Here is a 25,904-nt window from a genome sequence, read left to right on the forward strand (position 1 = left end):
CTATCTGCTTAACGCAAAACCGAAGTTTAACGTTGCTCGAATTTCAAAAGAATAGTTTTAGATCTGTAGTTTAGAGCTATAGTTTAGAAGAATTCAATCGAGTTACGGCCGCTTTTGTCGTCACGTTGTGGCTTAGGCGTATCCGCTTTCTTTTTCGCTTTGTTATCTTTCTTCTTTTCTTTTTTCTCTTTCTTAGGTTCTGCCTTTGCACTTAGCATTTCAGACATGCTTTTCTTAGACTCTTTCTTTTTTGAGTCTTTGCTTGGCTGATCTTTTTTAGCCTGAGATTTTTTAGACTGACCTTTCTTCGCCTTGCTGTCTTTTTTAGGCGCATCTTTCTTTTTCGGCTTGTCTGATTCTTCCTGTACTGGCTGGTCACACACCACTACATAGTATTCTTGATTGAATTCAAAGAAATCGCCATCGTACATTTTGCGGCGTTTTCGAGTTTCAAGCTCACCATTTACTGCTACGTAGCCTTCAGAGATGATGTGTTTAGCTTCACCGCCACCACTCACTAGGTTAGCTATTTTAAACACTTTGTAGAGCTCGATTGGCTGTGATGAAACATCGATACCAATTGCTTCAATTTCAATCTCTTCGCCTTCTTCGCCCAGCTCTTGGCCTTCGTAGTCAGCGTCTTCGTAATGTTCTTGGTCCATGGTGACCTCTACCTAAATATGTACTTCTGAAATATTGGGCGCAGTGTAATCGTAAAACAACAAAATGACCATGTTGAATTCATCCAGCGCCCATTTGTTCTCGTTACGCACCGACTTGGCTACAAACCACCCACATTGGAGAGGCTGACAAGCTGCTTGGTATATTCATGTTGCGGATTACCAAACAAAGTCTCAGTGTCACCCTTCTCAATCACCTCGCCAGCTTTCATTACAATGGTGTAATGACACAAGGATTTCACGACATTCAAATCATGACTGATAAACAAATAGGTCAGACCGTACTTTTCTTGAAGTGACTTGAGTAGATCTAACACTTGCGCTTGTACCGTTCTGTCTAATGACGATGTTGGTTCATCTAGCAAGATAAACTCTGGCTTAAGGATCAGAGCTCGTGCAATGGCGATACGTTGCCTCTGCCCGCCAGAAAACTCATTCGGGTAACGGTGGCGAGTTTCTGGGTCTAAGTCGACCTCTTTCATTACGTCACAGATACGTTGGTCGAGTTCAGTGTCATCCAGTTGTTGATGAACCAATAGACCTTCACCAATCACTTGCGCAACCGACATTCTAGGATTCAATGCAGAAAACGGGTCTTGAAAGACGACTTGCATACGACTTCGAAACGGTAGCATCTGCTGGCGGTTTAAGCCTTGAATTTGTTCGTCAGCGTAAGTTATTGAACCTTCACTCTCCACCAACTTCAATATCGCCATACCGGTTGTTGATTTGCCAGAGCCACTCTCTCCCACTAGGCCTATTGAGTGCCCCTTTTTCAAGGTGAATTCCATGTCGGTGACAGCTTTAACATGTGAAATCGTACGCTTGAATAAACCGCCCGTAATCGGGAACCAAACACGAAGTTGATTAACATCGAGCAGAGGTTCACTTTCCGGAGAAACTGGAACGGGCAAGCCTTTCGGATCAGAGTTAATAAGCTTTTGGGTGTAAGGATGAGCTGGCGCATTAAACAGAGTATGACAGTCGTTGCTTTCGACTAAGCGACCATCTTTCATTACCGCGACTCTGTCGGCAATTTGACGAACAATACTTAAGTCATGGGTGATAAAAAGCATCGCCATACCAAGCTCTTGTTGCAGGTCTTTTAAAAGGTCTAGAATTTGCGCTTGCACCGACACATCTAATGCCGTTGTTGGCTCATCAGCGATAAGCAACTCTGGTTCATTAATCAGCGCCATCGCAATCATCACACGCTGACGTTCGCCACCAGATAACTCATGTGGGTACGCTGAAATTTTTTGCTCGGGGTAACGAATACCCACCTTTGAAAGCCACTCTATAGCCAAGGCTTGCGCTTTGTTAGTTCGCATTCCTCGGTGAATAGAGAGAGTTTCAACCAGCTGTTTACCGACTCTATGAAGCGGATTAAGCGAAACCATAGGTTCTTGAAAGATCATACCAATGCGGCCACCACGAATCCCGCGCAATTGTCTTTCAGAACAACTCAGAATATCGGTGCCAGAGAAATTGATCTTACCGTTCAAGTAATGCGACGAGCCTTTAGGCAGCAACTTCAACACGGAGTTAGCTGTAACCGATTTACCGGAACCACTCTCGCCCACCAGCGCGAGTGTCTCACCTTTGTATATTTCTAAAGAGACATCTTGCGTCACTTGTTCTATCGAATCTTTTCGCCCAAAACCGACTGATAATTTTTCTATGGTCAGAACTGGAGATGCATTAGCAGCCTCCATTGTTGACCCTGAAGTAGGAACTGTATTTGAAGTCATAACTTATCCTTACTTCTGTTGATGTGGATCGAAGGCATCACGTACTGCTTCACCAACGAAGACAAGTAATGTAAGCATCAAAGAAAGTACGACAAAGGCAGAAATGCCAAGCCAAGGCGCTTGTAAGTTAGCTTTACCTTGCGCTAACAACTCACCCAACGAAGGCGAGCCCGCAGGCAAACCAAAACCCAAGAAATCTAATGAGGTTAACGTGGTAACCGAACCTGAAAGAATGAACGGCATCATGGTTAACGAAGCCACCATTGCGTTGGGCAACATATGACGAAGCATAATACGTTTATCATCAACGCCCATGGCTTGCGCAGCACGCACATAATCAAAGTTTCGACAGCGTAAAAACTCGGCTCGAACAATCCCAACCAAACTCATCCAACTGAAGAGCACCATAATACCCAACAGCCACCAGAAATTAGGCTCGATAAAGCTAGAAAGGATAATCAGTAAGAACAGAGTCGGCATACCAGACCAGACTTCAATAAAACGCTGCCCGAACAAGTCGACCCAACCACCGTAGTAACCTTGGGTCGCACCGACGACTACGCCGACCACGCTCGATACAATCGTCAGAATAAAACCAAACAGAACAGAGATACGGAACCCATAAATAATACGAGCTAATACATCCCGCCCTTTATCATCGGTTCCTAACCAGTTCACCGAATCAGGTTCCGATGGCACCGCACCTGAAATGTCGAAGTTTATCGTGTCGTAACTAAACGGAATGATTGGCCACACGATGTATCCATTGTCTTCAATGAGTTCGATAACATATGGGTCTTTATAATCGGCTTCCGTTTCGAATTCACCACCAAATTCAGTCTCAGAATATTCATTGATAACGGGTACAAACCACTGATTATCATAAGAAACCAAAAGTGGTTTATCGTTGGCAATGATCTCTGCGAACAGGCTCAATCCAAACAAAATGGTAAATATCCAAAGGGAGATAAAACCACGCTTGTTTGCTTTAAAACGTAACCAACGAGCTTCAGCTAAAGGGTTGTTAAACATTTATTATCAATACCTTGTTATTCATTCGCCATTAACGCGCTTCAAAATCAATTCGAGGATCAACCCAGGTATAAGTCAGGTCGGAGATAATGCTCAGTACCAAGCCAAGCAAGGTCATGATATAGAGAGAACTGAACACCACCGGGTAATCTCGCTGAATGGTCGATTCAAAGCCAAGCAGGCCAATACCTTCGAGTGAAAACATCACTTCAATCAACATAGAACCCGTGAAGAAAATACTAATAAATGCACTAGGGAAACCCGCAATAATAATCAACATAGCGTTACGGAAAACGTGCTTGTAGAGAATACTGCTCTCGTCCAAACCTTTTGCTCGCGCCGTCACCACATATTGCTTGTTGATTTCATCAAGGAAGGAGTTTTTGGTCAGCATACTGAGTGTCGCGAAACCGCCGATGACCATAGCGAAAATAGGCAAAGCCAAATGCCAGAAGTAATCGCCAATTTGTTGATACCAATTCAGTTGGTCGAAGTTACTCGACACTAACCCTCGCAATGGGAACCAACTGAAGTAGTTACCACTGGCGAACAAAATAATCAGAATGATCGCAAATAGGAAGCCCGGCACCGCGTAGCCGACAATCACCACCGCACTCGACCAAATATCAAAGCGAGATCCGTGATGTATCGCCTTCATGATGCCTAAAGGTATCGAAATCACATAAATGATTAAGGTACTCCACAACCCTAAAGAAATGGAGACTGGCAGCCGATCGATGATGAGATCAATGACGTTACCGCCCTTAAACAAGCTTTCACCAAAGTTAAAGGTCGCGTAGTTTTTCAACATATCGAAGTAGCGAACGTGAATTGGCTTATCAAAACCAAACTGCTTTTTGATCTCTTCAACCACTTCAGGATCAAGCCCGCGTGAGCCTTTATAACCACTGGCAGATGCTTGGTCACTTTCGCTTAAATCAACTTCTTGCCCACCGCCAGAAAAGCGTTCCATGATTCCGGAGTTATGCCCTTCTAATTGTGCAACGGCTTGCTCTACCGGACCACCAGGCGCGATCTGAATAATGAAAAAGTTGATGGTGATAATCGCCCACAGCGTGGGGATCACCAATAATAAGCGTCGAAATATATACGCGGCCATTAACTAACTCCTAGCGACGTTTTTCAGGAAGCAAAGCCGCCTTCTCTTCTGAAATCCACCATGTATCGATACCTAAATCGTATTTAGGCAATACATCTGGACGCTCAAACTTGTCCCACATTGCTACGCGGTACTCACCAACGTGCCATTGCGGGATATTGTAGAAATTCCACTGCAATACACGGTCAAGTGAACGACCTAGCGTAAGAAGCTTTTCAGGATGTTGTTGGTTACGCGCAATTTCTTCTGTTAACGCGTCAACCACCGGATCCATTACACCAGCAGTATTGTAAGTAGAATCAATGTAGTTAGAGTTCCAAACAATCATTAAGTTCGGGCTAGGATAAGGGTTTGCAGAAAATGACGACGAAACCATTTCGAAGTCACGATCACGCAAGCGTTTGATGTACTGAGTAGTATCAATAGTACGGATCTTCATCTCAATACCCATGCGCTTAAGGTTCTTTTGAACCGGCGTTGCGATACGCTCCGTAGTTGGACTGTAAATCAACAACTCAAATGACATCGGCTTGCCGGTCTTTTCGTTGGTCATTACTTTGTCTTTCAGTACCCAACCTGCTTCTTTCAAAAGTTTGAAAGCAGTACGCATTTGGCTACGAATACGGCCGCTACCGTCGGTGACTGGCGGTTGGAATTCTTCTGTGAACACTCTCGCTGGAATTTGGTCTTTATATTGAGACAACAACTCGACTTCAGCTTCGCTTGGTAAACCTTTCGCTTCATAATCTGTATTTTGGAAGTAACTACGAGTACGTTTGTACTGGCCATAAAACATGTTCTTGTTCATCCACTCAAAGTCCATCGCGTACGTTAATGCTTCACGAACTTTAGGGTCAGAAAACACAGGAGACTGAATATTGAAGACAAAACCTTGAGTCGTTTCAGGCTTCTCGTGGTTAATCTCTTCTTTAATGATATAGCCTTTATCGAAGTTTGAGCCCGTGTAAGAGTTGGCCCAGAACTTAGCTGAATTTTCGGTTCGAAGATCGAACTCCCCTGCTTTGAAAGCTTCCAGCATTACGGTGTCATCACGGTAGTAATCGTATTGCACTTGCTTGAAATTATTGCGACCCACGTTAACTGGCAGATCTGCAGCCCAGTAATTTTCATCTAGGCCGTAGGTAACACTTTGACCCGATTTATAGCTGATGATTTTATATGGACCACTGCCGACTGGCGGCTCACTCAGCGGCTCAGACAACTTTCTGTCTTTCCAAAAATGTTGGGGTAATACGCGAGTGCTTTGTGCAAAGCTAAACAGCTTCTCACGATTTGGCTTGCTCATCTCAATACGAACAACCAAATCAGAGACTGCCGTTACTGATTCGATCTCTTTGTAATACACGCGATATTGAGGCACGCCCTCTTTTGAAAACTTATCAAAAGTGAATGCAACATCGTGCGCGGTGATAGGCTCGCCATCTTGGAATTTAGCATTTGGGTTGATATCGATTTCCATCCAAGTGAAATCACTGGCGTAGCGAACTTTTGAAGCAATTAACGGATAATACGCATCAATCTCGTCACTCGGAGAAAACATCAATGTATCGTAAATTTCCCCTGTGTAACTCGCAGCAACGCCGCGGGAACCGAATCGATTGAAGCTATCGTAAGTACCTATGCTGCCATAGGTCACTTTACCCTGCTTTGGCGCATCAGGATTAACGTAATCGAAATGAGTAAAATCGGTAGGATATTTTGCTTCACCAAAACCAACCAGTTGCGTGGTTTCAATAACGGTGATGTCGGGAGTTGAATCGGTATCAGAAGCGAAAGTGATAGAGGGTTGTAAAGCAATAAGCGGCAGCATGACTGCACATTTGGCTAAGTTAAACCTGAAAAACTGAGTGCGCTGCGAGGCTTTGTGTCGAAAAACTGTTCCCATTTGACTCTCCCTTCAAATGTCATGAATTCTATATTCACATTGATTAATCGGCTTTAATGTAGGCCGTTAAAACAAGTATAGGTTCAAATCTAACATCATGTAATAACTAATAAAACCATCAGCACTCTATCTCTTACCGTTTATTTACAAATTACTCGGTTCACGCGGAGCTAGTGGGTGCACGGTCTAAGAAAAGAACGCTATAATTTGTCTACCTGTTACGGCATAAAGTTCCATTGTTATAGGACATTCAATTGAACAAACCATACCTACAGATGATACGTAGCCCACGAATTGTCCAACAATCAGTGCGTTAGTGGAGTATCATTATTACCTGGTCTAAATGGGATGACACTTTGAACAAACCAAACCAAATAACATTCGCAACGTTCAATCTTTTGAACTACCTCGAACCACCGAATGCTTACTATGATTTTGAGAACATTTACAGCTTCGAGGAATGGAAGAAGAAGCAACACTGGATGGCTCAAGCGATTAAATCATTAGATTGTGATGTGATTGGCTTCCAAGAAATATTTAGCCCGCGATCTTTAGAGCAGTTAATGAATGAACTTGGTTATCCTTACTTTGCTGTGGTCGATAGCGCGCATGTTGAAGATGATTACCTGTATACCTCGCCTGTCGTGGGTATCGCCTCTCGCTACCCGATTGAAAAAGTGCAGCCGGTTAAACCCGATTTAGAGTTGCTTTCAGCCTTCAATCTTAGTGACAGTTTTTCATTTAACCGAACGCCAGTACACGCCACAATTACCTTACCCCATTTGGGCTCAACCGACTGTTATGTGGTGCACTTTAAATCTCAGCGACCAACCGAGCCCAAAAGTCACATTCTAGATAATGCTGATAGATCTAAAGTCTCTCAAATTTCAGACAACCAAAAGCCCAAAAGCGACACGTTAGTTAAGCTTCATCAAGAACAACTCGGATCTTGGTTATCGAGCGTTCAGCGTGGTTTAGAAGCTCAGATGCTTCATCAATACATTACCAATCAGCGCTACCAAACCGATCAACCCGTTGTGTTGATGGGTGATTTTAATAAGCCTTTGTTTAATGATGAGTTTAAAGGGCTGTTGAGTTACTCAATCAACCGAGACGAAAACAGCAAGCATTGGCTGTCCCATTTTCGATTAAAAGACAGTTGGGATCTTTACCATCAACTGCATGAAGAAGACTTGCTTGAACTGCGTAAACCAACCCATTACTACGGCGCCTCTGGGTCTGTACTGGACTATATTTTAATGTCGAATGAGTTCGATTGTCAGAACTCTTCAAGTTTAATGGAGATCTCTAGCTACACAGTGTTAGACCATCACCTGATTAATCCAAGCTTCGAGCATGACCAATTCAGTACGGACCATGCCATCGTTGCTGTAACCGCTCATATCCGTGAAGCCTAGAGTTGAACATAAAAAAGCCGCAGTCAAAAACTGCGGCCTTCCACTTTAGCCAAACGGGTTGAGCCAACCGACGCCCCATTTAGAAACCGATTTACCGTTTAGCAAAGTGTGAAACTTAGAATGTGTACATTGCGCCTAAGTAAAAAGAATCCAGAACAACAGTATCTTCTGTCTTGTGTCCGTTTTCGTAATCTTCGATATCAAAAGCATCAGCTTCGTATGCTAGGCGAAAGCTCAACGAAGACATTGTAGGTGGCGTATATTCAACACCAACACCCATACGGATGCCATCTCCCGAATCATCAAAACCATCTCCTGAAGGGCGAGAGCCATCAGCAAACTTCATGTCTAGATCAATAGTCGATAGACCGATAGTGCCAAATGGACGAATGCCATTATCAAACGTGTAACCAAGGTTAGCCGTTACCGAAAAGATTTGAGGTGTCCAAGTGAAAACCTTATTACCAGATTTTGTTTTCAGGGCTATATCACCAAAATCTGTGTATTGAGCTTCAACCGAAACAATACGGTTAAATTTGTAACCAGCAATTAATCGGTAAGTATTGTCTTCGGCTTTAAAAGTAATAGGCTCATTGATCGTGTCAGTTAGCCCGCCATCATCAATACCAGATGTGCCGATTGCGCCGCCTAGGTAAAATCCACTGTCTGCTGCCATTACATTACTTGCTGCCACTGCTGACATCATCGCGATACTTAGAATAAATTTGTTGTTCATTACTGCTTGACCTTACTTATAGCAATCAAGATTGTTCCGCCTTCCTCTGCTGCACAATCTTGTTAGAGTTATCCGACACCCCGTCGAATTCGCAAGCAGGTTAATCTCACAGAAAACAAAAAAATAAATAGAAATATAATCACTTTGTAACTTCAGCCAACATAATCAGTAAAAACCTAATAAACCACTGAATAAACTAGAAATAAAAAACTTTCATTTGTTCAGAATAATCTTCCTTCTATTTTTCAAACCATCCCATTTTTAGATTTTATTCTCATGAGCTTACGCAGGCTTACTTTCAAGCGTGGTGTGATTTTGCATAATCTGCGCGCTTTAACCATTAGTACACTTAAATAAGAACACTTAAATAGTTACCCGCTCCAAAAGCAGGCCAGTTTTGCTCAATCTCCACAATTCAGAATAAGACGAACAGAAAACACGATGACCCACACCATAGACCTCAACGGCTTAATCATTGATACCGACTCTCGAACCATTACTAATCAGCAGGGAAACAAAATCACCTTGCGCCCTCACCTATTAGCAGTGCTCTGTTTGTTATTGGATAATGTGGGAAGACCGATTTCAAGAGAGCATATTGTTGATGTGTGTTGGAACGGACAACTCTCGTCACCACATGTTCTTGCAAACGTCGTCTATAACCTACGCAATGTCTTCGCGCGATTGAGAGCACCCAACGTACAGATCATTACCATCAGTAAGTTCGGATATGCGCTATCGATTGAACCCACATAAAAGGATTTATGCAATCAATGTCGGTGACTGAGATCACCAAAAAACACCCCATCGAAACGTTTCGATGATCGTTATCACACTCTAAGAAAGTGAATAGTGCAAATGATAAATCAGACACTATTATCACTATCGAAACGTTTCGATGGCTTTTTCTTGAGTTGTTCTCAACCCATCAAACGTTATTTTTCGATAGGTCGTGATATGAAAAAAAGTACTCTAATAAACTCTGAACTCTCTTACCTAGTGGCGACTCTTGGCCACACAGATGAAATTACGATTTGTGACGCAGGCTTACCGATTCCAGACCACGTAACTCGCATTGATCTTGCTCTGACTCATGGTGTACCGAGCTTTCAACAAACAGTAAAAACCATGCTGGATGAATCTCAAATTGAAGGTGTTGTGATTGCAGAAGAGTTTGCAAAAGTCAGCCCTGAACATCACGCTGCGCTGATTGATTTGATCAAGACAGAAGAAGCGCGTTGCGGCAAATCGCTTTCGATTACGTACATCACTCATGAAGAATTCAAAGAGCGTACGCATGAAAGCCGCGCGGTAATTCGCACTGGTGAATGCACACCATACGCAAATGTTATTTTTCAAGCTGGCGTAACGTTTTAGCTCAAGCGAAACGCAACGACAGTCCAGTGTCATCACTGAACCAAAAACAGTACATATACAGAACAATCAAATACAACTGGCCCCGAGTAAAGGAACCGACATGACTCAAGCCATTTTAGAACTTAGCTCAATTGAGAAAGCCTTCCCTGGTGTGAAAGCACTGGATAAGGCAAGCCTCAACGTTTACCCAGGACGCGTCATGGCGTTAATGGGTGAAAACGGTGCAGGTAAATCAACGCTCATGAAAGTGCTTACCGGCATTTACCACTTGGATGGCGGCACTATCGCCTACCAAGGTAAACCAGCAGCATTTAAAGGACCTCGTGATTCACAACAAGCTGGCATTAGTATCATTCACCAAGAATTGAACCTAATTCCAGAGCTAACCATCGCCGAGAACATCTTCTTAGGTCGTGAAATCACAGGGACTATGGGTCGCATCTTGTGGAACGAAATGTACCAAGAAGCGGACAAGCTACTTAAACGTCTTAATGTAAAACACAGCTCGAAAACACTTTTAGGTCAGTTAAGCCTTGGTGAGCAACAAATGGTAGAGATCGCGAAAGCCCTATCGTTTGAATCTAAGGTCATCATCATGGATGAACCAACGGACGCACTAACCGATACCGAAACTGAGTCGCTATTTAAGGTGATTAACGAGCTGCGTTCTGAAGGCTGCGGCATTGTTTATATCTCTCATCGCTTGAAAGAGATCTTCGAAATTTGTGATGACATCACCGTACTTCGTGACGGTAAGTTCATTGGCCAATGTGAAGTAAAAGACACCGACGAAGATGGCCTGATCGAAATGATGGTGGGCCGTAAGTTGGACGAGCAATATCCACGTATAGGGCAGAGCCACGGTGAAACCTGCCTTGAAGTGATTGGCCTGACGGGTTCTGGTGTTCATGACGTGAGCTTTACTCTAAAGCGTGGCGAGATTTTGGGTGTGTCTGGCTTGATGGGTGCTGGTCGTACTGAACTGATGAAAGTGATTTACGGTGCCCTTCCGAGTGAGCGCGGTGTCATCAACCTAGAAAACAAAACCATTAACCCTGTAAGTCCGAAAGATGGCTTAGCAAATGGCATCGCTTACATCTCTGAAGACCGTAAAGGCGATGGCTTAGTTCTAGGGCTTTCTGTTAAAGAAAACATGTCTTTATGTTCATTGGATCAATTGACTAAAAGCGGTCAAATCCAACATAAAGATGAAGTGATGGCGGTTGATGACTTCATCAAACTATTCAACATCAAAACCCCGACTCGCGAACAAATTATTGGCAACCTTTCTGGTGGTAACCAACAGAAAGTGGCTATCGCTAAAGGCTTGATGACCAAACCAAAAGTACTGATTCTCGATGAGCCAACGCGTGGTGTCGATGTCGGTGCTAAAAAAGAAATTTACCAACTCATTAATAAATTCAAAGCTGACGGTATGAGCATTATTTTGGTCTCATCTGAAATGCCAGAAGTGTTAGGAATGAGTGACCGCATCATGGTGATGCATGAAGGCCGTGTAAGCGGTGAATTTGATGCTAAAGAAGCAAACCAAGAATTATTACTGGCGTGTGCGGTCGGTAAAAAGATCAACGAGGACGCAGCATGAGTACTAAAACCATGAGCAAAACAACTGAAACTGAAGCGCCAAAGAAAAAACCGTTAATCAGCAAAGAGTGGCTGATTGACCAAAAGTCATTGATTGCTTTGATCTTCCTGATTGTTGTCGTTTCTTTCTTAAACCCAAACTTTTTTACTGTCGACAACATCCTAAACATTCTGCGCCAAACCTCAGTTAACGCAATTATCGCTGTAGGCATGACGCTGGTTATCTTAACCGCAGGTATCGACTTGAGTGTCGGCTCTGTACTGGCACTTTGTGGTGCATTCGCAGCCAGCATGATTGGCATGGAAATCCCAGTGATGATCGCAGTGCCAACCGCTCTAGTAGCAGGTGCAGCATTAGGTGCTATCAGTGGTGTGATTATTGCCAAGGGTAAGGTTCAAGCCTTCATAGCAACTCTTGTGACTATGACACTACTTCGCGGCGTAACCATGGTTTACACCGACGGTCGTCCTATCTCTACTGGTTTCACTGACACAGCAGACGCCTTCGCTTGGTTCGGTACAGGCTACGCAATGGGCATCCCAGTTCCGGTATGGATCATGGTCGTAGTGTTCGCAGCGGTATGGTACCTACTTAACCACACACGCTTTGGTCGCTATGTTTACGCACTAGGTGGCAACGAATCAGCAACTCGCCTATCAGGCATCGACGTAGACAAAGTGAAAATCGGCGTTTACGCAATCTGTGGTCTGTTAGCAGCGGTAGCTGGCATCATCGTGGCATCTCGATTGTCATCAGCTCAACCAACAGCAGGTATGGGTTATGAATTAGACGCCATCGCAGCCGTAGTTCTTGGCGGCACAAGCTTAGCCGGCGGTCGTGGTCGTATCATGGGCACATTGATTGGTGCACTGATTATCGGCTTCCTAAACAACGCCTTAAATCTATTAGACGTATCTTCTTACTACCAGATGATTGCAAAAGCAGTGGTTATTCTTCTGGCGGTATTAGTCGACAACAAAAACAAGTAAAACTCTGTTTTATATTAAAAATATCTATCAGTAACAAACCTATAAACATTAAATCTATAAATAATGTAACAACGAGCTAGGGTTATCCAACCTAGCTCACCCTACATAAAGGACTTACACCATGAAAAAATTAGCGACTCTTATTTCTGCTGCTCTTCTTTCTACAACGGTATCTGTATCTGCACAGGCGCAAGATACAATGGCAATCGTTCTGTCTACATTGAACAACCCATTCTTCGTAACCATGAAAGATGGCGCAGAAGCGAAAGCGGAAGAGCTAGGCTACAAGCTTATCGTTCTTGATTCTCAAAACGACCCAAGCAAAGAGCTTTCGAACATTGAAGATCTAACCATTCGTGGTGTTAAAGCAATCCTGATTAACCCAACGGATTCAGACGCTGTGTCTAACGCTATTCGTATTGCTAACCGCTCAGACATCCCCGTATTAACGCTAGACCGTGGTGCAAGCCGTGGTGACGTAGTGAGCCACATTGCTTCTGATAACGTAATCGGCGGTGAAATGGCGGGTCACTACATCATGGAAAAAGTGGGCGAAAAAGCAAAAGTAATACAACTTGAAGGTATTGCTGGTACATCAGCAGCTCGTGAACGTGGCGAAGGCTTCATGAACGCAGTAAACGGCAGCGACCTTGAGCTTCTTGCAAGTCAACCTGCTGATTTTGACCGTACTAAAGGTCTGAACGTAATGGAAAACTTACTTGCTGCAAACCCAGACGTACAAGCAGTATTCGCTCAGAACGATGAAATGGCGCTAGGCGCACTGCGCGCAGTTCAAGCTTCAGGCAAAGACGTAATGATCGTTGGCTTTGATGGCACTGACGACGGTATTGCTGCTGTTAATCGTGGCCTACTTGGTGCAACGGTAGCACAACAGCCTGACCTAATCGGTTCTCTGGGTATCGAAATGGCAGACAAAGTACTGAAAGGCGAAACAGTAGACGAGTACGTACCAGTACCTCTAAAAATTGTTGCTAAGTAATTGAATCCAAAATCGATTAAATAAAGCAAAAAATAGAGCGACACATAGGCAGGGATTCCCCTATCCCTGCCTTACTTACCCACCCCAGACAATGCATCGCTGTTTCTCAATAAGTCGTCTAAAAAGGCGTGTAATTAACGTAATGAGAAAGACCCATGCATTTTCAAATACGATATATCATAAGGCTCGTATCATGACTCAACTGATTGTTTTAGGTAGCGTTAACGCTGACCACGTATTGCAAGTTCCTTCGTTCCCTCGTCCGGGTGAAACCTTGATTGGCGGTAATTATCAGGTCATTCCTGGCGGCAAAGGTGCAAACCAAGCGGTGGCTGCTGCGCGATTAAACGCAGATATCGGCTTTATCGCCTGTGTTGGTGACGACCCATTTGGTATCAACATTCGTCAAGATTTTGCTAAGGACGGCATCAACATCGACGGCGTTATCGTTGCAAACAACACCCCGACTGGCATCGCGATGATCCAAGTATCCGCAACAGGCGAAAACAGCATCTGTCTTTCTGCGGAAGCAAACAACAAGCTGACTTGCGACCAAATCAAGCCGCACCTAGAGAAGATTCGCAATGCTAAGTACCTGCTGACTCAACTTGAAACGCCAATTGAAGGCATTGAGTTCGCTGCAAAAGTGGCCAAAGAGAGCGGCACGCAAGTGATTCTTAACCCGGCTCCTGCTCGTCCATTATCGGATTCACTGCTTGCTTGTGTCGATGTGATAACACCCAACGAGACCGAAGCGGAAGTCCTAACAGGTGTGACTGTAACTGACAACCAGTCCGCTCACCAGGCGGCTTTAGCTCTGCATGCGAAAGGCATTGAGACTGTGATGATCACACTTGGCGCGAAAGGCGTTTGGGTTAGTCATCACGGTCAAGGTAATGAAGCTAGCGAAGGCGAATTAATTGCCGGTTTTCGTGTTGATGCAACGGATACTACCGCTGCTGGCGACACATTTAATGGTGCATTAGTGACAGGCTTACTTGAAGACATGCCATTACAACGCGCGATTAAGTTTGCTCACGCCGCGGCTGCCATTTCAGTAACTCGCTTTGGCGCCCAAACATCTATTCCAAGCCGTGCTGAAACGGATGCTTTCCTAGCCGAGCAGGTTTCGGCTTAGTGTATTGTTTGGTCTGTAATTAGACCGCACAAATACCCAAGCATAAGCCCCTGTTTTCAGGCAGAATATTGCGCAACGTGGACAAGTTATTCCCACAAGGATTTTTTTATGGCAACAATGAAAGACATCGCACGGCTCGCAAAGGTTTCTACATCGACCGTGAGTCATGTGATCAACAAGTCACGTTTTGTCAGTGAAGAAATCGCTGAGCGTGTTAACAGTGCGGCTAAAGAACTCAACTACGCGCCTTCTGCACTGGCTCGTAGTTTGAAAATGAAGCAAACCAAAACCCTAGGTATGTTGGTTACCACGTCTACTAACCCATTCTTTGGTGAAGTAGTGAAAGGTGTGGAACGTCGTTGCTATGAAAAAGGCTACAACCTAATCTTGTGTAACACGGAAGGCGACAGTGAGCGTATGAAGTCATCCATTGACACTTTGCTACAAAAGCGAGTCGATGGCTTAATGCTGATGTGTTCAACTCTTGAGGGTCAACACATCGATGTCTTCGAGCGTTACCCTGAGTTGCCTGTCGTAGTCATGGACTGGGGCCCTATGTTATTTGCGAGTGACAAAATTCAAGATAACTCCCATCAAGGTGGTTACATGGCAACTAAGCACTTGATTGATAATGGGCACTCTCAAATCGGTTGTATCACAGGTCCACTGCATCGCAATCAAGCTTCTTCTCGTTATCAAGGCTTCCAACAAGCAATGGAAGAAGCCAATTTAACGATCAATCCTCAATGGATTGTTGAATCAAACTTTGAATGCGATGGTGGCTTTGATTCTTATCAAACACTAAAAACTCGTGGCGGAATGCCGTCAGCCTTGTTCGTCAGTAACGATATGATGGCGATGGGTGTAATTCACGCTGCGGCGCAAGATGGCACATCGATTCCAAACGATCTTTCCATTATTGGCTACGATGATATTCATCTTTCTAAATACATGACGCCAGCGTTAAGTACGGTCCACCAGCCAAAACACCGTTTAGGTAAAGCTGCTGTAGACACGTTACTTAACCGACTAAAAACACCTGACGCGTCTCCTCAAGTTGTTGAGTTAGAACCAACGTTAGTTGAACGAAGCAGCGTAAAAGTGATTTAGTGCGCCTTCAGACTAAAGCAAAGCCGTAAAGCACAGAAACAGTGTAAATTAACTCGCTAAAGCAACAATCCAAACAACAGACCCCAATAACAAAGGGCAAGGTTAGTCACCTTACCCTTTTCGTTCCAGTTTTAAGTCTAATGCTATGTTGAGTTAAGATTTGGTTCTGGTAAAACTGGCGGTGTGCTGTCCATGTAGGTTAAGAAGTTTCCCCACACCTCATGCGTTCTTTTTTTAGTCAGCTCGGTTTTGCAAGACAATGCCATGAGGCCTCTAATAGATCCATCACGCCATTGGGTATACACCGAGTCACAATGTGCAGTCATGTAAGCTTGCCAACTGTCCTGAGCAACCTTGATTGAATTCACCAATTCCTCATCATAAGCATTGTGCTTAAAGCTAGCTTCAAGGTATTGGTCAAGTTCCAGTTGTGCAGATTCCAGACTAATAGATGCACATTGGTTAATCTCTAATGTTGTCATCGCATTTTCGCAATCGATAGCATCATCTGATGCTGATACCAGCAAAGGCACACAAGTTAATAACACGGCCGATAAAACCTTTTTCATTGCCTTCTCCTACTCCCAAAGCACATATATACCCCTATTATTGCCACGTGTTACGAAACTTAGATACATGAGTGGCCAGTTTCCGATAGCTGCGTTTGGGGTTATGACACAAGATGACAAAAGCATATAGCCACAGCACAAGAAACATCGAAAACAAGCCTGATTGAAAAGCACTGAGGTACAACTCCGGAAGCAAGCCTATTACCTTTTGGTATTTATCGATTGGAATGGTTGTCTTACTGCTCATCAAATCATACGTTAAGCTTATTGGACCCAGGAAAGTCCAAACTAAAAACCAAGATACCCCAGCGACAGGAACTAAGCTCAGTAAAGGCTTAAATTGCTTAACTGGAAAAATGAAGTACAAAAGCATTAACAAATACAGAGTGGCCAAAAATAAGCTCCATGCATTGACACTGATTTCAAAAATCCAATAACGCTCGTCTACATACATGATTAAGACTATCGCCCCAAAAACACTAAGTGATAATAATTTTCCTATATTTCTCGTTTTAGAAATCCTGATTAGTATATAGCCAATCAAAAGAAGGAAGCACGAAAGCCAAACTAACACTTCTGGTTTAGTCCCTAAAAGATGAGGCTCGGCTATATTCGTTAAAATCAGAATTGCGTAGGTAGGAGCAATCATCAAATAGACGATTAAAATTCGTAATAACATCCACATTAATTTTCTTATCATTGTTACCAAGTCCGCTTACTTCGCATTACTTCTAAAGCCTCATATCAAAATCTAATGATGGAAAGATGCACAATGTACTACCTCATAAACCCCAAAAACCGTTGAACAAAAAGTCATCACATCTAACCCTGAAGGCGCATCTAACATTCTGATTTTTATACTAAGACTAGAAAAGCCTCTATTTCAATAAATAACTCATGCGTTTATTCACAATATTTATGAATAAGCTTGCGTTATTATCGTTAAATTTATAAATTAAATTGAATACTCACGATAATCGGCAATACTTTTCCAATTATGGACATTAAGTATCAACACTTCGCTAAAACATCATTCTACTTTGCCATTTCGTTCTTTTTTTCTATGGCTTTGCTTATTCCTTTTACGCCGCTTCATTATCAAACGTTAACCGAAGACTCATCGAAATTAGTCGAAACAAGGCTTGCGGGAATACAATCAAGGTTTGACCTTTTTCTCTCAGAAATTTCGCCAGACCAACCTTGTGACTCGATTGTTATGCAGCTTCGTCAAAACGTTTTTGATGCAGATTGGGTAAAAGAAGCGGCGGCTTTTAACAAGGACGACCAGTTTTACTGTTCAACCACCGATGGTGAGGTTTCGTTTCGCTTGTACAAAACGATTAGGCAGCGACTCAATGACAGTCCGAATTTAACCACGCTATCGTATTCAAATTCAGCCATTACTCAGGTTCAATCCATCATGCTCATTTTCTCAAATAAGGAAGATGTAGGGGTAAGCCTGATGATACCGCCCCACTTCATCTATGATCTCGTAGAAAAAAACCTGAGCAATTATGGAATTCAAGCCAAAGTTGAAGTGATAAAAAGGGATATTTACCCATCAGACACTGGGGCACACATTGCCAAAGTGCAAATACACTCAAATACTTACCCACTCACTATCACGTCATACATTGGGTATCAGTATTACTTAAACTTCTTATTGAGCTACTCATGGTTTGGCTTTCTGATGGCTGGAATCATTACTATCAGCCTTATCTCGATCAAGTATAAAAAACAGAGCCAACATAGCTTAGAGTACTCACTTTCTAGTGCGTTAAAAAACAAACACCTCCATGTACACCTGCAACCAGTCGTTAACCAACATACCACTGAAATAGTGGGCTGTGAGTCACTCCTTAGGTGGAGCGACCCTGTTGAGGGTAACGTGTCCCCTGCCATATTCATTCCACTTGCAGAAAGCTTAGGATTGATTGAGGACCTGACTTACTTTGTGTTGCGCGAAGTACTCAACACGATAAAACATAATCAAGAGTTATTTGATTCAAAATATATTAGCGTCAATATAAGCCGAAATGTCGTTTCCAATAGTAACTTCGCGAATAAAGTGATGAACATCTACAAGAAACACCCAGACATTCTAAAACGTGTGGTTTTTGAGGTTACTGAAGACGGCGAATGTTCTGACGCCGATATGGTCAAGATAAGAAGTAACCTAACCAAACTGTCTGAGTTAGGTGTGAGAGTTGCAATTGATGATTTTGGGACAGGCTATGCGGGCTTAGATTTTGTGAGACAGTTTCCGTTTAGCATTCTTAAAATTGACCGTGTGTTCGTAAAAAACATATCTGACGAGTCCAGCTTTGGCTTGCCTTTACTTGAGTCTATGTTGCAGCTTGCTCACACGTTAGGGATGCAAGTCATCGTTGAAGGAGTCGAATACGAATCACAAACAAAAATCCTCTCTAAACTGGGCGTCGACTACATTCAAGGCTTCTATTTTTATAAGCCAATGCCGATAAACCTAGCGCTAAGCTTACTCAAGCAGCAGCATTTCGAGCTTAGTCGTGGCTATCAAGCGCCGGCTCCTTCTTCATCAGAGTTAGGCCATTCTTAAATCAGACTGATACGTTTTGTGCCACTCTGTTCTTACCTTCATTCGTATACCAAGGTAGTCAGAGCTCTATTTTTAGAGCTCTGACTACCTTTTTAGGTTCAAAAATAGCTCAACCACACACTATGCATTTGTACACCTAACAATCTAATCTACAATAACTATAGGTTTTTATAGTGTGGAATACGTGACTTTATGTTTGCGAGTTGGTTTGATGATATTTCTCTGCAGAGAAAGCTCTTAGTTAGCTTTTCAATTCCAATCGCATTGATGGTTCTTGTTTCATTCTCTGTCCATAAAAACACCCAATCTATGGTAGAAGATAACCATTGGGTGGTCCACACTCACAAAGCAATTGCTCGAGCTCAAGAACTGTTAAACCTAGCCATTGATATGGAAACGGGTCAAAGGGGCTACCTCATTACGGGTGACCCTGTATTTCTTGAGCCTTATCACCTTGCACTTGATGTTTGGAACCAAAAAGTTCATACCCTTTGTGAACAAGTAAGCGATAGCCCTAAACAAGTCGAGCGTCTCCGAAAGATAGATGCGCTTCATAAGCAATGGCTTAAGGAAGCAGGTGAAAAAGAAATCGCCCAACGTAGTTTAGTAGGCAATGGCACAACTACGATGCAAAATGTGATTGCTTTAACTCAGAAACAAACGGGCAAACAACTTATTGATAAAATTCGTAACGAGATAGCCGAGTTTATTTCAATCGAACAAAAGCTTATTCAAATTCGAGTGAAAGAATCCGATCACTCCGCCAATCAAACCAGTTATGTGCTATTTCTAGGAACGCTATTTTCAACGTTCATTTCTCTGCTCGTAGCAGCATGGTCATCCAATCGCATCAAGAAACGTATTCACCTACTCCTTAACGCGGCGAATCAAGTGGCGGCTGGTCATTTAAAGCAAGTCGCTTCCATGCTTGACCGAAGCCCCTCGATGAGTGGTAACGATGAAGTTGCTCAACTCACCCACAGTTTTCAAAAAATGGCGACGACTCTGGTTAAAAGCAACAATCAAATGCATGCCTCAAACCGTGATCTTATCGCTGAACGTAAAAAAGCCGAAGCCGCCGCTAAAGCGAAAAGTGAATTCCTTTCAACGATGAGCCATGAAATACGCACCCCTATGAATGGTGTGCTTGGCATATCGCAGATCATAGCTTCCCAGACTAAAGAACCGGCTACCAAAGAGAACATCGAAGTCATTCTCGATTCAGGCCAACACCTGATGACAATACTCAACGACATCCTAGATTTCTCTAAAGTGGAGGAAAACAAACTCGAATTGGATATTGCTCCGTTTAACTTTGAACAAGTTATTCGACCAGTCTGCAGTGCAATTAAACCGATGGCAGACGAAAAGAGTATCCGTTTAATCGTCGATAACGAGGTGCCTAACAACATAGACCTTATTGGGGATTGCGCGAGGTTGCGCCAAATATTGTTTAATTTGGGGGGCAACGCGGTCAAGTTTACCAATGAAGGCCACGTATTGTTCCAGTTAGCCCTTAATCATCAGGACAACAAGCTCCTTCTGACCATAACGGATACTGGCGTCGGGATCCCGAAAGATAAGCACCAGCATATATTCAACTCGTTCGAACAAGCGGATGCATCCACAACAAGAAAATTTGGAGGCACAGGGCTTGGGTTAGCTATCGTTAAAAAGCTCGTGGAGTTAATGGGAGGTGAGATAACTCTAAACAGTGCCGTAGGGCTTGGAACCAAGTTCCACGTATCATTACCTATCACCTGGCAAGTACACAAAGCAACAGAAACCAACTCAGATCTGATCAGCACGGACGAACCATTCAATAATCCACTGAACGTGCTGCTAGTAGAAGACAACCGCATTAACGCCATTGTTGCTAAAGGCTTTTGTGAAAACTTCGGATATCATGTTGAACTGGCAGAAAACGGAAGAATCGCGACGGAATACCTGAAAACAGCAAAATATGACCTCATCTTAATGGACAATCACATGCCTGAAATGAATGGAGTTGAAGCAACACAATTTATTAGACAACAGCTTGGCTTAAACACTCTGATATTTGCTTACACCGCCGATGTGTTTCGCGAGGCTCACGACAGCTTTATTGAAGCGGGTGCAGACCACGTTTTAACAAAGCCGTTGCAGCAAGAGAGTTTCTTCGATGCCCTACAGCAGTTTTCTTCACGGCTGCCTAAACACGCTAATAGCGAATCCACGACTGATATAACAAGCAATGTTATCGAACTTCACAGAGAGCCCATTGATAAACTAAGCCTAACAGAAGAAGAGATTAGCCAATCAGAGGTTATTCAATCGTTTAAAGAAAACCACCACGACCTGATTGTGCTTTTGAAATCAACATCGAGAGAACTTGAAGAGTCCATCGATCAACTCATCGAGGCTTACATTCAGCAGGACCTTAAATCTATAAAGAATACTTTACACTCAGTAAAAGGGATGGCTTTGAACCTCGGGCTAAACATGTTGGCACACCAATTGACCGCTCTAGAAAAGCAAATAAAGCATCAGCAGCTGCCAGAAATAGATCAACTTCAAAAGCTCATCAACCGCATCTTAGTCAATGAACATCAGGCTCAACGAATGATAATGGCTTATGCTGCGCCAGTAACTTATATACACGGCCAAGTACATTAAGATCGAGAATCTAAGCCTGACTTCTCGTCGCATATAAGCTCTACCTAAGTCTGCATTAACGTTACCCACCATCAAACCCACTAAGCAGACACTCCTTGTTACATAAGGCACTAAAAAATAACGAAAGAAAACGCGAATACGATGGGTCTTCTTTGAAGAACATTTAATTTAATCGCATCGTTGAGTGCATCACAAGGGATATCATGGAAAAGAAACTTCAAACCAAACTGGCGACTAGCCTACTGCTGCTGAGAATCGGCATTTTTATCGTCTTCTTGTTCTGGGGCTTGGATAAGATCCTTGTACCTGAGCATGCAACAAAAGTACTGTCTGGCTTTTACGGCATCGACATCTCGGACAACGCAATAATGGCTATGGGTGTCGCGCAGCTAGGATTCTTAGGCGCGTTTGTTGTCGGCATGTGGAAAAAGTACACCTACGGCGCGATTTTAGTCCTGCACGCAGGTTCAACTTTCGCCTCTTTTGGAAAATACATGGACCCGTTCAATAACCTACTGTTCTTTGCCTCTTGGCCAATGTTCGCAGCCTGTATCGCACTCTTCTTACTTCGCGATTACGACACTTACAGCGTTACCAACTAACACAAAGGGCGCCGGCTATCGGCGCCCTCGTTGATTGTCTTGATTCTTAAACGTTTGTAATAACTCTTTATCTGCGGGTGAAAGCTTTAAGAACGTTATCTGCTACAGAGTTACTTTCTAAGTAATACTCTAACGAAACGTATGGGGAGCTTTCATAAACTGAACATGAAGCACCAACTCGTAAATCTCCAACGGTTTTCGAGTAGCTTGATTTACCAACTTCAAATTGGAATTCTGGATAATACTCCTGAAACTTGTCAACCAAATAGCCTAAAGCTGAAATACATTCGCTCTTACTGATAAAACCCCGCTCGATTTTAACTCGCCCCACCAATCCAGAGCCATTGTCAATTGTAACTTCGTAGTCAGATATAAAACTAAGCTTTGAGTCAGTATCTAGATCTAGAGGCACTCGAAAATTAGTAATTGGACTATCAGTGGCAATATTGAAGTTTTTCAAAGGTTCGACTGGGAAAGGTTTAGCTACTTCAACTGCAAATAAAGAGAGTCCTTCACCTGGAAACGTTGTGTGTTGTTCCATTGAGCTAAAGTCACTCCCCATCATATAACCAAGGGCGGTCATGCAGGCCATGACTAAACCTATTTGCATTTTGTACATCTAAATCCTTAGACTATCGATGAGCTATAACGAATGACAGGGATCCCCTTTCCAAGGATCTGCCACACTTGTGTAATAGCTAATTGCACCGAAGCTATCATTTGAACAAAATTTAAAGTCTTGTTAGATGACGATTACTCCAAAATTTTGAGCTCTTGCGGATTAAACTTGTAGTTGTAACTATTCCATTTTGAAGCAATACCAATATCATAACCGTAGGTAAGAGTTACTTTAATCAAGTTTTTATTTAGCGACTCTGGGTAAGTATAAATTATAGTTTGGACTAGTTGCTTTGCGATCTCTGAATCTCGAACACTATCTTTATAAAGAAAAGCTTGAGCTTTCACATATGTCGTTGTTTTACTCCCAGAGTTTGATGAAGTGAAAGTTGTTGCACCTTCTGTGACCCCTGCATATTTTACTGACTCATTATTATTGATTGCTTTCTGTGTTACTAACAGTCCCTTGAACGATTCTGATTGCGTTAAGTCAGAAGTAAGAACGGGGACAAGGACCGCTGTAACAAATAAGCCGGTAACCACTACTAAGTGAGGTCTCCAGACTGATGGCAACTTTTCAGAACTAGCCTCTGCATTTACGACATAAGTGCCTACGGCAAGATCATGTAATGACTGTCGAGTTACGCGATTAAAAATATATAAGTAAGTAATTGAGCATAAGCCACCAAATACGATAAACGATAACAGGTACATTAAATATGGGATTACTGCTTCGTTAGTAATTTGTGCTCCATTCAGAGAAAATGGAACGGCAAGGAAGCTATACCTCAAAAAGGACTTTGGTAGGCTGATAGTTGAATTGCATGAGTCAACAACTCTTATATTTAGAAGCTTTTTCCCTATTGTCTGGCCATTTAATAAAGAGCTATTCATTACACCAAAATATGTAATTGACACAACAAAGCCAATCAACCTTCCCCACTCACCAAGCTGGACGAAAACATCTTCTAGAAATAAGCCGACAACATACCCCAATACACCTAAAAATATTGTGTCAATAAACAAGGCTCCGATTCTCGTCCAAAAACCACAAATCCATTTTTGTTGTACTTCTTCCAAAATATAATCCTTACTATGATGCTTGAAAGTAATTTAGCAAATGACATGGACTCCACTTTTCGAGGATCTACCATACGTATGTAGTACCTAATTTCACCGCAGGTACCATATCTGATCATTCTTATTTCTACACAATCGAGCTAGTTAAATCCTATCTCAATCTTCATGTTGAAGGCCAAAATGTTAAGGTCATTCTTCATAAATCAGCAATAGAGCTAAGCTACTGACTACAATAGCAAATATACCACTCATGCGTATAGCCGTTGAAGCGTGTGATGGTGCACATTATTGGGTAAGGAATACTTGGCATAGTGTCTGATATCCAATGTAACCCAGTTTTTAAGGCTACTTATGAACCATTACTTACGACAGGAAAATCTACAAAGTAGCGATAATTGCCTGCATTAACAAGATAGCTGTAATACTTAATTCAATGCTAAGAGACGGTGTAATGTGGGATAAGAATAGCGTCAAAAATTGGCTATTGACGCTATAGTAGCTAGCTAGGCTAAATTTCTGCTAGCGACTTTTTACAAGTAATTGAGAATTCGTGGTTTTCTTTTGCGATAATTTTAGCTTGGATAAATAATTCACTCTGAATGTCTTTAGCTTGTTCTTTAGATAAATCCGGCCAAATTAAAGTAGGTAAGTCAGAAACCACATTCAAAGCACCTAGTTTAATAAACAATGAGTTACACTCATCCTTGGTTACTTTTTTTACAGGCTGAAAACCCGAGATCTCAAGACCGAGAGTTGATTCATCTTCAAGGAGATTGAATGTAAACTTTTGCTTACCTTCAAGTTTAGTAAACAGATTTATCGCTGCGGTGAATGTAGCCAGTTGATTTCTTCCCGCCTCATAAGATGTTAGGGGGGTGGACTTCAAGTCCTCTAATACGCTAATTTCCGCTGCAGCCACAGGCGCGGCTACTAGCATAGCAGACAGCACTAATTTCTTCATTTCTTACTTCCTTGTTACATGGACACTAAACATTATTTATAACAATAACTTACAAAATACGAACAGCCAAAACTAAATATTCAACTTGTTGCATTTTTTGCACTTTAGCTCACACAACACTTACATTCACAAGAAGAATGCTTAATTTCCACTATTTGCTTTAACGAATAAGGCAACTGCAGCCGAAAAGTAGCCAAGGCCACGACGTATGCGAATCGTCGATAAATAGGCGAACGTATAGCGTCAGTCCAATAACACAAGATGAGCGGATGTTTGACTGCCAGGGGAGTCCATGTGGCCCTGTTAAGGGGTGATCAACGTAATACCGATGTCGCCGCTGCATACCACCTTAATCACTAAACCCAACGCATAGTAGACATACCGAGCGTTGCGAATCGATCTTCAACGCTTTGTTATAAAGCTTTCCCAACAAAATGCGAATTCAAACACATTTTTATAAAAATGACTTACCAAACACATATTAAATCAGCAACATAGCATCCAATTTCACTTAAAGGACTAAAAAAATGGAAAATGTACAACCAGTCAATTCTGAACTAACTCAAGTAGACAAAAACGCAAAAACTCATGCTATTGTCGCATACGCGCTAATGCTCTTAGGCTTTTTTACCGGTATTAGTTTTCTAATTGGCGGTATCTGGGGAATAGTCAAAAAGTCCGATGCTCAAGGGACAATTTTTGCAGACCACTACGACAATATTACTAAAACCTTTTGGGTTTCTATCATTTAAACAATCTTAGGTGCTGTTACAGCTGTATTTGTAGTCGGTTATATTTTCCTATTGGCAGCTGCTATTTACACTCTTTGGAAGGTAATCTCTGGTTTAGCGAAGATAACGTCAGATAAAAGCTTCAGCTAAGTTAATTAGAAGGCAGGTAGCTGATTAGCTTCCTGCTTTATAGCGAATTATATGGATTTTCTTCTAATTTTCATGCTTTAGCCAAAGTCGATTCCTT

The 25,904-nt window shown here is 42.6% G+C and carries 22 protein-coding genes and 3 pseudogenes; 14 read left to right on the forward strand and 11 right to left on the reverse strand.

Annotation, left to right across the window (positions count from 1 at the left end; all coding sequences use genetic code 11):
* Positions 1 to 83 precede the first annotated feature (83 nt).
* From SJY39_RS11625 to SJY39_RS11645, 5 genes are all read right to left on the reverse strand, one after another.
* A complete protein-coding gene (locus tag SJY39_RS11625) occupies positions 84 to 662 on the reverse strand; it encodes an RNA-binding S4 domain-containing protein (protein WP_010429130.1) in 579 nt (192 codons plus the stop codon).
* 119 nt (positions 663 to 781) lie between these two features.
* Positions 782 to 2,431 (reverse strand): microcin C ABC transporter ATP-binding protein YejF, encoded by a 1,650-nt coding sequence (gene yejF / locus SJY39_RS11630; protein ID WP_016793639.1) that lies wholly within the window; start codon positions 2,429 to 2,431, stop codon positions 782 to 784.
* A 9-nt stretch (positions 2,432 to 2,440) separates the two neighbouring features.
* Positions 2,441 to 3,463 carry an ABC transporter permease gene (locus SJY39_RS11635; RefSeq protein ID WP_010429111.1) on the reverse strand — a complete coding sequence of 341 codons (1,023 nt, stop codon included), beginning with the start codon at positions 3,461 to 3,463 and terminating at the stop codon, positions 2,441 to 2,443.
* A gap of 31 nt (positions 3,464 to 3,494) precedes the next feature.
* A complete protein-coding gene (locus tag SJY39_RS11640; RefSeq protein ID WP_010429108.1) occupies positions 3,495 to 4,583 on the reverse strand; it encodes a microcin C ABC transporter permease YejB in 1,089 nt (362 codons plus the stop codon).
* 10 nt (positions 4,584 to 4,593) lie between these two features.
* On the reverse strand, positions 4,594 to 6,489 hold the full coding sequence (locus SJY39_RS11645; RefSeq protein ID WP_010429105.1) for an extracellular solute-binding protein: 1,896 nt from the start codon (positions 6,487 to 6,489) through the stop codon (positions 4,594 to 4,596).
* A 356-nt stretch (positions 6,490 to 6,845) separates the two neighbouring features.
* Between SJY39_RS11645 and SJY39_RS11650 the strand changes: the two genes are divergently transcribed.
* Positions 6,846 to 7,907 carry an endonuclease/exonuclease/phosphatase family protein gene (locus tag SJY39_RS11650; protein ID WP_016766768.1) on the forward strand — a complete coding sequence of 354 codons (1,062 nt, stop codon included), beginning with the start codon at positions 6,846 to 6,848 and terminating at the stop codon, positions 7,905 to 7,907.
* A gap of 115 nt (positions 7,908 to 8,022) precedes the next feature.
* Here SJY39_RS11650 and SJY39_RS11655 read toward each other — a convergent pair whose 3' ends face one another.
* Positions 8,023 to 8,643: a porin family protein gene (locus tag SJY39_RS11655; RefSeq protein WP_016793638.1), complete on the reverse strand. Its 621-nt coding sequence runs from the start codon at positions 8,641 to 8,643 to the stop codon at positions 8,023 to 8,025.
* 441 nt (positions 8,644 to 9,084) lie between these two features.
* Between SJY39_RS11655 and SJY39_RS11660 the strand changes: the two genes are divergently transcribed.
* The 7 genes from SJY39_RS11660 (at position 9,085) to SJY39_RS11690 (ending at position 15,863) form a co-directional block, all read left to right on the forward strand.
* Positions 9,085 to 9,399: a winged helix-turn-helix domain-containing protein gene (locus SJY39_RS11660; protein WP_081275641.1), complete on the forward strand. Its 315-nt coding sequence runs from the start codon at positions 9,085 to 9,087 to the stop codon at positions 9,397 to 9,399.
* Positions 9,400 to 9,600: 201 nt separating this feature from the next.
* A complete protein-coding gene (gene rbsD, locus SJY39_RS11665; protein WP_029203033.1) occupies positions 9,601 to 10,020 on the forward strand; it encodes a D-ribose pyranase in 420 nt (139 codons plus the stop codon).
* Between the two features lie 100 nt (positions 10,021 to 10,120).
* Entirely contained in the window at positions 10,121 to 11,626 is a 1,506-nt protein-coding gene (gene rbsA, locus SJY39_RS11670; protein ID WP_016793636.1) for a ribose ABC transporter ATP-binding protein RbsA, read from the forward strand.
* On the forward strand, positions 11,623 to 12,615 hold the full coding sequence (gene rbsC / locus SJY39_RS11675; RefSeq protein ID WP_009844905.1) for a ribose ABC transporter permease: 993 nt from the start codon (positions 11,623 to 11,625) through the stop codon (positions 12,613 to 12,615). Before rbsA ends, rbsC begins: the two co-directional genes overlap by 4 nt.
* Positions 12,616 to 12,736: 121 nt before the next feature.
* Positions 12,737 to 13,615: a ribose ABC transporter substrate-binding protein RbsB gene (rbsB, locus tag SJY39_RS11680; RefSeq protein ID WP_016788188.1), complete on the forward strand. Its 879-nt coding sequence runs from the start codon at positions 12,737 to 12,739 to the stop codon at positions 13,613 to 13,615.
* Positions 13,616 to 13,808: 193 nt separating this feature from the next.
* On the forward strand, positions 13,809 to 14,753 hold the full coding sequence (rbsK, locus tag SJY39_RS11685) for a ribokinase (protein WP_010429073.1): 945 nt from the start codon (positions 13,809 to 13,811) through the stop codon (positions 14,751 to 14,753).
* Positions 14,754 to 14,861: 108 nt separating this feature from the next.
* Positions 14,862 to 15,863, forward strand: a complete 1,002-nt coding sequence (locus SJY39_RS11690; protein WP_016788187.1) for a substrate-binding domain-containing protein — start codon at positions 14,862 to 14,864, stop codon at positions 15,861 to 15,863.
* Positions 15,864 to 16,006: 143 nt separating this feature from the next.
* Here SJY39_RS11690 and SJY39_RS11695 read toward each other — a convergent pair whose 3' ends face one another.
* Entirely contained in the window at positions 16,007 to 16,432 is a 426-nt protein-coding gene (locus tag SJY39_RS11695; RefSeq protein WP_010429067.1) for a lysozyme inhibitor LprI family protein, read from the reverse strand.
* A 37-nt stretch (positions 16,433 to 16,469) separates the two neighbouring features.
* Positions 16,470 to 17,117 (reverse strand): hypothetical protein, encoded by a 648-nt coding sequence (locus SJY39_RS11700; protein WP_016789883.1) that lies wholly within the window; start codon positions 17,115 to 17,117, stop codon positions 16,470 to 16,472.
* Between the two features lie 312 nt (positions 17,118 to 17,429).
* Between SJY39_RS11700 and SJY39_RS11705 the strand changes: the two genes are divergently transcribed.
* From SJY39_RS11705 to SJY39_RS11715, 3 genes are all read left to right on the forward strand, one after another.
* Entirely contained in the window at positions 17,430 to 19,010 is a 1,581-nt protein-coding gene (locus SJY39_RS11705) for an EAL domain-containing protein (RefSeq protein ID WP_016785140.1), read from the forward strand.
* Positions 19,011 to 19,202: 192 nt separating this feature from the next.
* A complete protein-coding gene (locus SJY39_RS11710; RefSeq protein WP_016793635.1) occupies positions 19,203 to 21,665 on the forward strand; it encodes a CHASE3 domain-containing protein in 2,463 nt (820 codons plus the stop codon).
* A gap of 203 nt (positions 21,666 to 21,868) precedes the next feature.
* Positions 21,869 to 22,267, forward strand: coding sequence for a hypothetical protein (locus tag SJY39_RS11715; RefSeq protein WP_016766759.1), 399 nt, complete (start codon positions 21,869 to 21,871; stop codon positions 22,265 to 22,267).
* A gap of 67 nt (positions 22,268 to 22,334) precedes the next feature.
* On the opposite strand, the gene SJY39_RS11720 is transcribed toward SJY39_RS11715, so the two are convergent.
* The gene (locus SJY39_RS11720) at positions 22,335 to 22,886 is read right to left on the reverse strand and encodes a hypothetical protein (protein WP_016793634.1); all 552 of its coding nucleotides are present in this window, start codon (positions 22,884 to 22,886) and stop codon (positions 22,335 to 22,337) included.
* A gap of 134 nt (positions 22,887 to 23,020) precedes the next feature.
* On the reverse strand, positions 23,021 to 23,965 hold the full coding sequence (locus SJY39_RS11725) for an RDD family protein (RefSeq protein WP_010429046.1): 945 nt from the start codon (positions 23,963 to 23,965) through the stop codon (positions 23,021 to 23,023).
* A 107-nt stretch (positions 23,966 to 24,072) separates the two neighbouring features.
* On the opposite strand from SJY39_RS11725, the pseudogene SJY39_RS11730 reads away from it, so the two are divergent.
* Both SJY39_RS11730 and SJY39_RS11735 read left to right on the forward strand, forming a co-directional pair.
* A pseudogene (locus SJY39_RS11730) lies at positions 24,073 to 24,263 on the forward strand (IS110 family transposase); the annotation flags it as partial.
* Between the two features lie 4 nt (positions 24,264 to 24,267).
* Positions 24,268 to 24,461, forward strand: a pseudogene (locus SJY39_RS11735) (IS110 family transposase); the annotation flags it as partial.
* A 12-nt stretch (positions 24,462 to 24,473) separates the two neighbouring features.
* On the opposite strand, the gene SJY39_RS11740 reads toward SJY39_RS11735, so the two are convergent.
* Positions 24,474 to 24,926 (reverse strand): hypothetical protein, encoded by a 453-nt coding sequence (locus SJY39_RS11740; protein ID WP_016785136.1) that lies wholly within the window; start codon positions 24,924 to 24,926, stop codon positions 24,474 to 24,476.
* A 527-nt stretch (positions 24,927 to 25,453) separates the two neighbouring features.
* Between SJY39_RS11740 and SJY39_RS11745 the strand changes: the two are divergent.
* Positions 25,454 to 25,807, forward strand: a pseudogene (locus tag SJY39_RS11745) (DUF4870 family protein).
* The last annotated feature ends 97 nt before the right edge of the window (positions 25,808 to 25,904 follow it).

Origin of the sequence: Vibrio sp. R78045, assembly GCF_042466085.1 — a bacterium.
Classification (GTDB): domain Bacteria; phylum Pseudomonadota; class Gammaproteobacteria; order Enterobacterales; family Vibrionaceae; genus Vibrio; species Vibrio cyclitrophicus.

Bases quoted from the DNA above. Each gene is read 5' to 3' on its own strand.
- SJY39_RS11695 (WP_010429067.1), bottom strand. From the start codon at position 16,432: ATGAAAAAGGTTTTATCGGCCGTGTTATTAACTTGTGTGCCTTTGCTG.
- SJY39_RS11645 (WP_010429105.1), bottom strand. From the start codon at position 6,489: ATGGGAACAGTTTTTCGACACAAAGCCTCGCAGCGCACTCAGTTTTTC.
- rbsA (WP_016793636.1), top strand. From the start codon at position 10,121: ATGACTCAAGCCATTTTAGAACTTAGCTCAATTGAGAAAGCCTTCCCT.
- SJY39_RS11705 (WP_016785140.1), top strand. From the start codon at position 17,430: ATGGACATTAAGTATCAACACTTCGCTAAAACATCATTCTACTTTGCC.
- SJY39_RS11710 (WP_016793635.1), top strand. From the start codon at position 19,203: ATGTTTGCGAGTTGGTTTGATGATATTTCTCTGCAGAGAAAGCTCTTA.
- yejF (WP_016793639.1), bottom strand. From the start codon at position 2,431: ATGACTTCAAATACAGTTCCTACTTCAGGGTCAACAATGGAGGCTGCT.
- SJY39_RS11700 (WP_016789883.1), bottom strand. From the start codon at position 17,117: ATGTGGATGTTATTACGAATTTTAATCGTCTATTTGATGATTGCTCCT.
- rbsD (WP_029203033.1), top strand. From the start codon at position 9,601: ATGAAAAAAAGTACTCTAATAAACTCTGAACTCTCTTACCTAGTGGCG.
- rbsB (WP_016788188.1), top strand. From the start codon at position 12,737: ATGAAAAAATTAGCGACTCTTATTTCTGCTGCTCTTCTTTCTACAACG.
- SJY39_RS11655 (WP_016793638.1), bottom strand. From the start codon at position 8,643: ATGAACAACAAATTTATTCTAAGTATCGCGATGATGTCAGCAGTGGCA.
- SJY39_RS11625 (WP_010429130.1), bottom strand. From the start codon at position 662: ATGGACCAAGAACATTACGAAGACGCTGACTACGAAGGCCAAGAGCTG.
- SJY39_RS11715 (WP_016766759.1), top strand. From the start codon at position 21,869: ATGGAAAAGAAACTTCAAACCAAACTGGCGACTAGCCTACTGCTGCTG.
- SJY39_RS11640 (WP_010429108.1), bottom strand. From the start codon at position 4,583: ATGGCCGCGTATATATTTCGACGCTTATTATTGGTGATCCCCACGCTG.
- SJY39_RS11635 (WP_010429111.1), bottom strand. From the start codon at position 3,463: ATGTTTAACAACCCTTTAGCTGAAGCTCGTTGGTTACGTTTTAAAGCA.
- SJY39_RS11690 (WP_016788187.1), top strand. From the start codon at position 14,862: ATGGCAACAATGAAAGACATCGCACGGCTCGCAAAGGTTTCTACATCG.
- SJY39_RS11660 (WP_081275641.1), top strand. From the start codon at position 9,085: ATGACCCACACCATAGACCTCAACGGCTTAATCATTGATACCGACTCT.
- rbsK (WP_010429073.1), top strand. From the start codon at position 13,809: ATGACTCAACTGATTGTTTTAGGTAGCGTTAACGCTGACCACGTATTG.
- SJY39_RS11720 (WP_016793634.1), bottom strand. From the start codon at position 22,886: ATGTACAAAATGCAAATAGGTTTAGTCATGGCCTGCATGACCGCCCTT.
- SJY39_RS11740 (WP_016785136.1), bottom strand. From the start codon at position 24,926: ATGAAGAAATTAGTGCTGTCTGCTATGCTAGTAGCCGCGCCTGTGGCT.
- rbsC (WP_009844905.1), top strand. From the start codon at position 11,623: ATGAGTACTAAAACCATGAGCAAAACAACTGAAACTGAAGCGCCAAAG.